Annotated in this window: 10 protein-coding genes; 4 read left to right on the top strand and 6 right to left on the bottom strand. The window is 72.0% G+C overall.

What is annotated here, in order from left to right; genetic code table 11:
• Positions 1-28 precede the first annotated feature (28 nt).
• Together GT042_RS09635 and GT042_RS09630 are read right to left on the bottom strand one after the other, a co-directional pair.
• Positions 29-1,387, bottom strand: a complete 1,359-nt coding sequence (locus GT042_RS09635; protein WP_161308292.1) for an NtaA/DmoA family FMN-dependent monooxygenase — start codon at positions 1,385-1,387, stop codon at positions 29-31.
• 34 nt (positions 1,388-1,421) lie between these two features.
• The gene (locus GT042_RS09630) at positions 1,422-2,660 is read right to left on the bottom strand and encodes an LLM class flavin-dependent oxidoreductase (RefSeq protein WP_161308291.1); all 1,239 of its coding nucleotides are present in this window, start codon (positions 2,658-2,660) and stop codon (positions 1,422-1,424) included.
• Positions 2,661-2,897: 237 nt separating this feature from the next.
• Here GT042_RS09630 and GT042_RS09625 point away from each other — a divergent pair, with 237 nt between their 5' ends.
• Positions 2,898-4,415, top strand: a complete 1,518-nt coding sequence (locus GT042_RS09625; RefSeq protein WP_161308290.1) for a hypothetical protein — start codon at positions 2,898-2,900, stop codon at positions 4,413-4,415.
• Between the two features lie 118 nt (positions 4,416-4,533).
• Here the strand turns inward: GT042_RS09625 and GT042_RS09620 are convergent, their stop codons facing one another.
• The gene (locus GT042_RS09620) at positions 4,534-5,439 is read right to left on the bottom strand and encodes a serine protease (protein ID WP_161308289.1); all 906 of its coding nucleotides are present in this window, start codon (positions 5,437-5,439) and stop codon (positions 4,534-4,536) included.
• 153 nt (positions 5,440-5,592) lie between these two features.
• Between GT042_RS09620 and GT042_RS09615 the strand changes: the two genes are divergently transcribed.
• Positions 5,593-5,949, top strand: a complete 357-nt coding sequence (locus GT042_RS09615) for a VOC family protein (protein WP_161308288.1) — start codon at positions 5,593-5,595, stop codon at positions 5,947-5,949.
• A gap of 56 nt (positions 5,950-6,005) precedes the next feature.
• Here GT042_RS09615 and GT042_RS09610 read toward each other — a convergent pair whose 3' ends face one another.
• From GT042_RS09610 to GT042_RS09600, 3 genes are all read right to left on the bottom strand, one after another.
• Positions 6,006-6,590 carry a TMEM165/GDT1 family protein gene (locus GT042_RS09610; RefSeq protein WP_161308287.1) on the bottom strand — a complete coding sequence of 195 codons (585 nt, stop codon included), beginning with the start codon at positions 6,588-6,590 and terminating at the stop codon, positions 6,006-6,008.
• Positions 6,591-6,944: 354 nt separating this feature from the next.
• Positions 6,945-7,262 carry a hypothetical protein gene (locus GT042_RS09605; RefSeq protein ID WP_161308286.1) on the bottom strand — a complete coding sequence of 106 codons (318 nt, stop codon included), beginning with the start codon at positions 7,260-7,262 and terminating at the stop codon, positions 6,945-6,947.
• Between the two features lie 144 nt (positions 7,263-7,406).
• On the bottom strand, positions 7,407-8,396 hold the full coding sequence (locus GT042_RS09600) for a PRC and DUF2382 domain-containing protein (protein ID WP_237530638.1): 990 nt from the start codon (positions 8,394-8,396) through the stop codon (positions 7,407-7,409).
• A gap of 332 nt (positions 8,397-8,728) precedes the next feature.
• Between GT042_RS09600 and GT042_RS09595 the strand changes: the two genes are divergently transcribed.
• Entirely contained in the window at positions 8,729-9,802 is a 1,074-nt protein-coding gene (locus tag GT042_RS09595; protein ID WP_161308285.1) for an NAD(+)/NADH kinase, read from the top strand.
• A 118-nt stretch (positions 9,803-9,920) separates the two neighbouring features.
• Positions 9,921-10,315, top strand: a 395-nt coding sequence (locus GT042_RS09590) for an HAD family hydrolase (RefSeq protein WP_161308284.1), incomplete at its 3' end; no start/stop codon positions are given.

Raw genomic sequence — 10,315 nt, 5'->3', positions numbered from 1 at the left:
GCTTCCGTCCCGGAGTACCGCGCGCCCGCTAGAAGTGGTCGGGTGACAGCCCCAAGTGCTCGCGCAGCGTGGTGCCTTCGTACTCCGTGCGGTGCACGCCCCACTCCTGGAGCAGCGGTACGACCTGGTCGGCGAAGGTGTCCAGGCCGCCCGGTGTCAGGTGCGGCACGAGGATGAACCCGTCGCTCCCGTCGGACTGCACGAATTCGTTGATCGCGGTGGCGACGGTCTCCGGGGTGCCGATGAAGGACTGCCGGCTGGAGACCTCGATGATCAGATCGCGGATCGACAGCTTCTTCGCCTCCGCGATCTCCCGGTACCGGCGCGCGACGGCGAGCGGGTCGCCGTGCTGCCGTACGCTGGCCCGCCCCTGGGCGACGGTGTGCTCACCCGGGTCCGGATCGACGTCGGGCAGCGGCCCGTCGGGGTCGTACGCGCTCAGGTCGCGGTTCCACACCTGCTCCAGGAGCTTGATCGCGGTCTGTCCGCTGACCTGCTGACGACGGACCAGCGCGGCCTTCTCCTCGGCGTCCGCCGGGCTGTCGCCGAGGACGAACGTGACCCCCGGCAGGATCTTCAGCTCGTCGCGGGAGCGGCCGTGGCGCGCCAGCCTGCCCTTGACGTCCGCGTAGAACTCCTGGCCCGCCTCCAGCGTGCCGTGCCGGGTGAAGATGGCGTCGGCGTCGGCCGCCGCGAACTCCCGCCCCGCCTCCGAGTCCCCGGCCTGGAAGATCACCGGGCGCCCCTGCGGGCTGCGCGGCACGTTGAACCGTCCGGTGATGTCGAACTGTTCGCTGTGGTGGTCGAACTGCCCGGCCAGCGGGTCACCGACATAGACGCCCGACTCCTTGTCCGCCACGATCTCGTCGCCGCGCCAGGAGCCGAACAGCACCTTCGCCGCCGCCAGGAACTCCTTGGCGCGTGCGTACCGGGCGTCCTGCGGCAGGAAGCCCCCGCGCCGGAAGTTCTCACCGGTGAACGCGTCCCACGACGTGACCACGTTCCAGGCGGCGCGCCCGCCCGACAGGTGGTCGAGGCTGGCGAACTGCCGGGCCACCTCGTAGGGCTCGTTGAACGTCGAGTTGATCGTCCCGGCCAGTCCGAGCCGGTCGGTGACGGCGGCCAGCGCGCTCAGCACGGTGAAGGTGTCGGGGCGGCCGACGACGTCCAAGTCGTAGATGAGGCCGTTCTGTTCGCGGAGCCTGAGCCCTTCCGCGAGGAAGAGGAAGTCGAACTTGGCGCGCTCCGCCGTCCTCGCCAGGTGCACGAAGGAGCTGAAGTCGATCTGGCTGCCCGCGTCGGGGTCGGCCCAGACCGTGGTGTTGTTGACGCCGGGGAAATGCGCGGCGAGGTGGATCTGCTTGAGGGGCTTGTCGGGCTTGCTCATCTCACGTCCTCGATGCTCGGGGGTCGGCGCGTGGTCAGGCGGTGACGGTCGCGGAGGCGCTGGTGGCGGTCGTGGTCGCGTACCGGTTGGCGGGCCTGCCGAGCCCGAGCAGGCCGCGCAGGGTGCCGGCCTCGTACTCCCGGCGGAACGCCCCCCGTTGCTGCAACGCGGGAACGAGCCCGCGGGTGAGGGCGAGCAGATCGTGCGGTACGGCCCCGGGCCGCAGCCGGAAGCCGGAGAGCCCGGCCGCCCGCCACTCCAGCAGCCGGTCCGCGAGCCCGGCCGGGGTGCCGGTGAACACCGACGCGTCGGACACGAAGGCCTCACCGGCCAGTTCGTCCAGCCGCTCCTTGCGCGCGACGGCCGCCGCCTCCGTCTCGTCCAGGAACACCACGAGGTCGCCGAAGACGTGCAGCGGCTCCCCGGCCCGCCCCGCGGTGTCCTGCTCGGCGCGGACCTCACTCACGACGCTCCGCGCCTGGTCGGCGTCGGACGGTGTCACGTACACGACGTCGGCGGAGCGCGCGGCGAAGCGGTAGGGCAGGGTGGCGTGCGCGAGGGCGGTGACGAGCGGCTGGCCCTGCGGCGGACGCGGGGTGATGGAGGGCCCCTTGACGCTGAACCACTTGCCGGAGAAGTCGATGTAGTGCAGCCGGTCACGGTCGACGAACCGGCCGGTGGCGGCGTCGCGGATCACCGCGTCGTCCTCCCAGCTGTCCCACAGCCTGCGGACCACCTCCACGTAGTCGGCGGCCTCGTCGAGCAGATCCGCGACCAGCGCGACCGCGGCCGGTTCCTCGCGGTCCTCGAACCGGAGCGTGGACGTACGGCGGCCGAAGAGCGCGGCCTCGTAGGGCCGGGCCGAGAGCTGGACCCGCAGCCCCGCGCGGCCCGAGCTGACGTGGTCGAGGGTGGCGATCGCCTTCGACGCGTGGAAGGGCTCACTGTGGGTGACCGTGACCGTGGGCACCAGCCCGATGTGGCGGGTCAGGGGAGCGACCCGGGCCGCGGTGAGCACCGCGTCGAGGCGGCCGCGGACCCGGCCCGGCGATTCCCCCGGGTCGGACGCGTCGTACCGCGCGGGCTGGACCCCGACGGAGTCCTCGATGGTGACGAAGTCCACCAGGCCGCGCTCGGCCTCCTGGACCAGGTCGAGCCAGTAGGCCGGGGTGAACAGTTCACCGGCGCGGGCGTCCGGCGCGCGCCAGGCGGCCGGGTGCCAGCCGGCTCCGTCGAGGGCTATCGCGAGATGAAGGGGGGCGGACTCGGGCATGGAGGTACACCGCTTCCAGGGAGACACGAACGGGGAGCGAACGGGGGAGAGAACGGCGGCCGGGCTTCGTGATCAGACGTCCTGCCGGAGCCGGTGCACCGACCCCGCTCCCGGTCCAACCGGAGGCGATTTCCCCCTGTTCCCGCCCAATGTTGCGTGCGCGTGTACATCGTGTGGCACGGCACCCGGACCGAAAACCGGGAGCCGTTCGCCCGTGGTCGGGGCAGGATTCCCTCTGTGAATCACGTCCTGAACGGACTCGCCGCGAACGTGGCCCTGCCTTCGGAGCTGGTGGACCGGCTGATCGCGGACGCGGACGCGGCGACCGCCGGGGTACTCGCCGGTCGCGAGGACCTCACCCACGAGCAGGCGCTCGCCCTGGTCTCCCGGGACCCGGACACCGCTCAACAGCTCGCCCGCGAGGGCCGGTTGACCGCCGCTGACATCGATCCCGCGACACAGCCGGACGCCGCTCTGACCCTGCTCGACCGGCGGGCGGGCAACCCGGAATGGGCTCGCGTCCTCGTGAGGGATCCACTCGTCCGGAACCGGGAGCGACTGGCGGCCTGTGCCGGCCTCCCGTCCGACGTGGTGGAGACACTCGCCGCGGACCCGGACGTACGGGTCGTCGCGGAGCTGGCCGTGTGGACGACACCGGACAGGGCGGCCGTCCTCGCCCGGCACCCCCATGCCGAGGTACGCCGGTCCGTGGCGGCCAACGAGGCGGCGCCGCCTGCCGTGTTGGCGGCGCTGCTCACCGGCGGGAGACTGCCGCCGGCCCGGTGGTGCCTGGTGTGCGACCGGGAGGAGACGCCGTTCGTCCACCCTCCGGAGTGTCCGCGGCCCGACTGCGACCTGCTGCCGGGGGAGTCCTGCGACGGTTCCCACGACTCCACCGTGGACGAGACCCGGCAGCTGGCGCTGCGGAACCCGGCCACCCCCACGGAAGCCGTCGTCGCCTTCGCCGACCATCCCTCGATCCGGCTTCGCCGGCTGCTCGCGGCTCGTCCCGACCTCCCGCCGGAGGTGTCTGAACGACTCGCCACGGACCGCGATCCCGGTGTACGGGCCGACCTGGCCGAGAATCCCGCGATCGGCGCCACGCTGATCCGGGCCATGGCGGGGGACCCCGACCACGACGTACGGCGCGGGCTGGCACGCAACCCGCGCGTCCCTCTCGACGTACTCGGCCGCCTGGCCGGCACGACCAGGATCGGACCGACTCTCCTGCCGCGGGTCGCCGTTGCCTCTCCGCCCGAGGTCGAGGAGTTGGCGCGGTCGTCGAATCCGGAGGTACGGATGCTCCTGGCCCAACGCCGCGATCTGCCGCCGGAGATCCGTGACACGCTGGCCGCCGACCCCGACGCGAAAGTGGTCAAGTCCGTCGCCCCGCACCCCGGTCTCTCCGACGCGACGCTGCGGGCGACGGTCGACCGGCACGGAGTCCGGGTCGTCGCCGCGGTGGCGGCCAACCCGGACGCGACACCGGCGCTGCTGGCGGACCTGACCCGGCACGAACCGCCCGTACGGAAAGCGCTCCGCGCTGTGGCGCGGCATCCCCGGGCGACGGCTCCGGCTCTGCTCGTGTGCCTGTCCGACAGGGACGCGGGGCCACTGGCCGCCGGCCACCCGGCGCTCCCGCCGCCCGTCGTCGAGGAGCTGCTGACGGACACCGACCCGCGGACGGCGGAAGCGGCGGCGGCCAACCCGTCACTGCCCCTGGCTGTGATGTCGGAGCTGGTGCCCCGGCGGTAGTTGCCCGGCCGGCGGCCCGCAGGCTCAGGGGCTCGGCCACGGGCGCCGCCGCCCGGCCGGCGTTTCCACCGGGGTGGCTACGCCGGCCGGCCCGTCGTGACGAACGACGGCGGACGGGTCACGGCTTGGGCAGGGCGCAGCCCGGGAGGCTCAGGTTGATCGTGGTGCCCGTGCCGACGCACGGCACGATCTGGTAGGTCTCCTGGGCGTAGTTGATGCCCTGGCGCACGGTGACGTTGCCGTTCTGGTCCACCTCGCACGGGTTGTTGTCCGTGCAGCGCCCGCCGCTCTCGTTACCGGTGTTGTTGACGGCCACGACCTTGCCCGTGGTGTTGTCGATGACGGGGGAGCCCGACGTGCCACCGATCGTGTTGCAGGCCGAGGTGTAGCGGACCGAGTCCTTCCAGGTCCACTGCCCCTCCTTGAGCTGATACGCGAAGCCGTCCACGTTGCAGGTGTAGATGCGCTTCCAGTACCCGGAGACGACCTTGATGGCGGTGCCCTGCACCGGGCGCGTCGTGTTCAGGTCCAGCGCGGTGATCGCGTACCGGCTCTGTATCTGCGCGTACGTGCTGGTGAGTTGGTACAGCGACACGTCGGTGTCGGTCATCGTCGCGTACGCGATCTTGCTGGCCCGCAGGGTCGCCACGCCGGTACCGGCCGCGTTCAGGAGGGTGAAGGAGCGGGTCGACGGCTGGTTGACGATGACCTGGCCGGCGGCCGGGAAGCCGCTCTCGATGCAGTGGCCGTTGGACAGGACCAGGGCGAAGTCGTTGGGCTGCGATCCCGGCGTACGGACCACGGACCCCGAGCAGTTGCTCAGTGCGACCGTTCCGGCGTAGCTCACGGCCTTGACGGCCACATCTGTCCCGCCGGGGGCCGTGACGCCGGCCCGGGTGCCGGACGGGGCGGTGGGGGAAGTCTTCGCCGGCGCGACCGCGTCCAGGCCGGTGGCCGTTGCGGGTGCCGCTCCCGCTCCGAGGAGCAGGACGGCGAGAAGCGCGCCGAGGAGAGGCTTTCTCATGGTGGGGGGTCCCCTCTGTGACCGATGTATGCGGTTGTCATGAGCATTGTTGACGCAGGAGCCCCACCGGGCAACCACGCCTCACCGCTCGCCCCGCGCCCTGCCCCCTCGTGTCCCCGCGTGGGAGAAGGGCGGACGGGTAGGCTCCCGCGCATGGATCTGGAGTGGGAACAGCTGGTGGTGGACGCGGCGGATCCGGTCGCGCTGGGCCGCTGGTGGGCCGAGGCGCTCGGCTGGGTCGTGGTGGACGACACGCCCGAGGAGTACGAGATCCGCGCCGCCCCCGACCGGCTGCCCGGCCTGCTGTTCACGCCGGTCACGCAGGCGAAGAGCGCCAAGAACCGGCTGCATCTCGACTTCCGCCCGGTCGACCGGGACGCCGAGGTCGCCCGGCTGCTGGCCCTCGGCGCGCGCCACGCCGACGTCGGTCAGACGGGGGAGGAGCCCTGGGTCGTCCTCGCGGACCCGGAGGGCAACGAGTTCTGCGTTCTCGGTCCGCGCCGCGCCTGACACGGCTGAGGGGAGGGGGGAGTTGATCCCCCTCCCCTCAGCCGGGCTCCCGCGCGTCAGCCCACGAAGATCTCGATCACCGACCAGAGCGCCAGCCCCAGCATGCACACACCGCCGATCCGCTGCACCGTCCTGAGCGGCACACGCTTCGCGATGAAACGGCCGGCGATCAGGGCGAGGGCGGAGACGGACATCAGCGCGACGGCGGAGCCGATGGCGGTGGACCATGTGCCGTTGGTGGCCGCGAGGTTGGCGGTGGTGATCTGGGTGAGGTCGCCGAACTCGCTGATGAACACGGCCATGAACGCGGTCGTGTAGACGGGCCAGAAGCCGGTCACGGTCTTCGAGTCCGCCTCGTCCTCGTCGTCACCGCCCCCGCTCCGCAGCAGCACGAACGCCCCGAAGGCGAAGAGCACGGCGGACACCAGCTTGACGATCCAGTCGGGCAGCATCCCGATGAGGCTGCCCGCCCCGACGGCGATGGCGACATGCACGATGAAGGCGCTCGACGTACCGAACCAGACATAGAGCGGACGCATGCGCGTGCCCATCGCCAGGGACGCGAACATGGTCTTGTCGGGGAGCTCCGCGAGGAAGATCAGCCCGAAGGCGGTGAGGATCGCCAGGGGGTCGAGTGGCATGCCGGGTGGCTTTCTCTGGGGGCCGGGCCCGGATCTTCGCGACGTGCCTGAGGCAACCGGAGGACCACTCGGCCCGGCACGACGGTGCACCCACGAGGTCCGTGGATACGTCAGTGCCTGACCGAAGGTCTCGCCCGCCCGTGTGGGTCCACGGGCCCTGCCACCGGGAACCCGGAGGTTCCAGTGTGTCGACGACAGGTTTTCGGGGCTACTCCCCTTCGCAGTCGTCCACGATACCCCACCCCCTCCCGCGCTCCCGCGCGGGGGGACGGCGAAGCAGATCATGAGGTGGATGAGGCAGCCCGGGCCGCCTCCCGGCGCTCACTCCGGGCGGCCCGGGTCACCTCGCGCCGCTCACTCCCGGTCGATGCCGGTGATGAAGGGCTGCCCGAGGGGCGCGGTCGCGAGGGTGAAGCCCGCCTTCTCCAGCGCGCCGGTCGCGAGGCGCCGGGCCTCCTCCTCCGCGCCGTTGGAATCGTCGGCCCTGACCTCCATGCGGAGGGTGAAGCGCGATTCCTCGGTGTCCACGGAGAGCAGGTCCAGATCCTCGGCCGCCCCGAAATCCGTCCCCTGGGGATCCGCCGGCCGCAGGGCCCGGAGCAGGACGGCCTTGGCGTCGTCGGTCAGCTCCTCGTGGAGCGTCCCCGGGATCGTCACTACGTAAGTGGTCATACTGATTATCTATCCCGCCTGGGGCCGCGCACTCCCGTCGACTTGCCCCCGGCCCCGGGGCAGGGCCGCCGGGACGCCTCTCTCCGCCGGTCACAGGGCCGCGGCCGGCGGAGAGAGGCGGGGAGAGAAGTCTGTCCCGCCGGGTCAGCGCATCGGGTCGTCGCCCATGCCCTTGCGGTCCCGCCGGCCGTCCGTCCCCTTGTCGTCCCGCCCGGAGTCGTACTCGATCTGCTCCTTGCGGACGTCGGAGGTCACTTCCCGCTCCTCGGTGACCTTCTCGGTCTCCAGGCGCACCCGCTCCACCGCGACGGTCTCCTTCCGTACGACCGGCTGCTCGGCGTGCAGCGTCACCCGGGTCTCCGCCTCGGCGATGTTGGGCCGCGAGGCCGCGTCGGAGGCGGGGTCGATCGGCTCGTGGATGACCCGTACCTCCTCATGGCTGATCGGTACGGAGGTGGTGACGTTCTCCGTGACCACGACCTTGCGCAGCCGCGCCGTTCCCACCTCACGTTCCACGGTGCCGACGTGCAGCTCCTCCTCCGACCGGATCATCTCCGGGTTGGGGAGGTCGGCGGAGGCGGCGGGCGCCTTGTCCGGGTCGAACGCCTGGCTGCCGGAGGTGTCGGCCGCCGCGGCGGCTCCCGAGGTCGTCCCCATGGCGGCGGTACCGGTGCCCGTGGCGGTGGCTGTCGTGTCCGTCGTGTCCGTCGTGCTCGTCATGTCCGCCGTGTCCGTGCCGGCCCTGGCCCCCGACTCCGTCGCGTCCCCGGTGCCCATCCCCGCGCCCGTACCGGTCTCCGCCCCCATACCGGCGCCGGAGAGTCCGTAGTGCTCGTACAGCGCGCGCTCCTGCGCGGGATCCAGATGCTCGTCCGCGTCCAGGCGCGGGGCATCCTTGACCGTCTCCTTGGTGTGCGGGACATGCAGGTCCTCGCCCATCCGGCGACCGCCGGACAGCGGGACGAGACTCTCCTTCATCCCGAACATGCCGGTCTTCACCGTCACCCATTCGGGCCGGCCCGTGACGTCGTCGACATAGACCTGGCCCACATTGCCGATCTTGTCGCCCTCTTTGCCGTACACGGTCAGGCCGCTCAGCTCACTGGGGCTGTTGAACACGCCGTCGGCTGACATCAGCGATCACTCCTCGCTCGGGGAATTGCGCGTCCGTGGGGCCGGGCCCCTCCGGGGCAGTCGCGCGTACCTCTCCATCGCGCCCCCGTACGCCACCGGAGGCAACCGGTGGCGGCGCGGGGAGAGGCCGGGGACCGCCGTGGGAGGCCGCTCGCCCGGTGTTCACCGCATAAGGCGCAGGTGAAAGTCCTATCCGCCATTCGGGTGAATGGGCGGTCCGGCGCGCCGGACCCGCGCAATTCGGAGATGCTGGACTGCTGAGGCACTCGCTGAGCGGTCGAGCAGTCGCCGAGCGACCGGATCCCGGAACCGAACGTACGGAGAGCGCGAGCATGACGGTGAATCGTGTCGGTCTCGTGGTCCACCAAGGCCGTGAAACGGCCGTCGAAGCGGCGGACACCGTGCACGCCTGGTGCCACACGCACGACGTCCCCTGCAAGGAGATCGACGTCTGGAAGGCGGACGAACCGCGCCACGGCGGGCAGGAGGAGGCTTCTGCGGCCGGCCACCCCGACCTGGTGGTGACACTCGGCGGCGACGGTACGTTCCTGCGCGGCGCGCGGATCGCGGCCAAGAGCGACGCGGCGGTGCTCGGTGTCGACCTGGGGCGCGTCGGCTTCCTCACGGAGGTTCCCGCCGACCAGATCGCACAGGCCCTCGACGCGGTGCACGACGGGCGCGCCACCTACGAGGAGCGGATGACGCTCACCATGCGCGCCTCGCGCGCCCTGGAGATCCCGTCCGCGATGGAGGCGCTGCTGCGCTACGGGCGCCGCCCCACCCTGCCCCCGCCGGACGTCCGGCTCAACACCACCGAGGAGGAGGGCTGGGGCATGGCGCTGGACGTCGTCGCGATCAACGACGTCGTGCTGGAGAAGCTCGCCAGGGACCGCCAGGTCAGCCTGGGCGTCTACATCGCGGGCCGGCTCCTCGCGTCGTACTCGGCGGACGCCGTCATCGTGGCGACGCCGACCGGCTCGACCGCGTACAGCTTCGCGGCCGGCGGCCCGGTCCTCTCGCCGCACATGGACGCCGTCGTCTTCACGCCGGTGGCCCCCCACATGACGTTCGGCCGTACGGTCGTGGCCGCGCCCGACGAGCCGGTCGCCCTGCGCGTGCTGCCGCACTCCGGGGAGGCGGCCCTCAGCATCGACGGTCAGCTCCAGGGGGTGCTGGAGCCGGGGGACTGGGTCGGGGTGTACGGGGCCGAGTACCGCCTGCGCCTGGTCCGGTTGGGTCCCACCGACTTCTACGGCCGTCTGCGGGACCGTTTCCGGCTCACCGACGCGCCCGCCTCGGCGGTGGACGGGCAGGCGCCGCCGCTGTTCCGCCCCGACAGCCCGGTGCCCGACGACCTGGCCCACCTCCGTCTGCCGCCGGCGCCGGAACCGCCCGGACAGGCCTGACCGGGTGCCGCTCACCAGAACGGGGCGGGGCGCCGCCCGCCTGAGCCCCGTATCGAGGGCATGATCGGGACATGGCTCGAAACCGCAAGGGCCGACCTGGACAGGAGCGGGGACACCTATGGCGACGCGTGCGGCACTGTTCGATGTCGACGGGACCCTCGTCGATACCAATTACCTTCACGTGACCGCCTGGTGGGAAGCGTTCCACCAGGCCGGGCACACGGTGCGGATGGCCGCGATCCACCGTGCGATCGGCCTCGGTTCCGGCGATCTGATCGCCCATCTGCTCGGGGACGAGCGCGACGTGGACCAGGACGCCGAGATCAAGGACGCGCACGCGGCGCTGTACGCCACGTTCCACGACCGGCTGCCCGTGCTCGACGGGGCGCGGGACCTGCTCAGGTCGCTGGCCGACCGGGGGTGGGTCATCGTGCTCGCCACCTCCGCGGGCGGGGCGGAGCTGGCGGCCCTGCGGCGCGCGATCGGCGCCGACGACGTCATCGCGGGGGTGGC

The organism is Streptomyces sp. SID3212, assembly GCF_009865405.1.
Taxonomy (GTDB): Bacteria; Actinomycetota; Actinomycetes; order Streptomycetales; family Streptomycetaceae; genus Streptomyces.
Note: the sequence above shows the minus strand (reverse complement) of the source record. Positions and strands in the feature narration are given on the sequence as shown.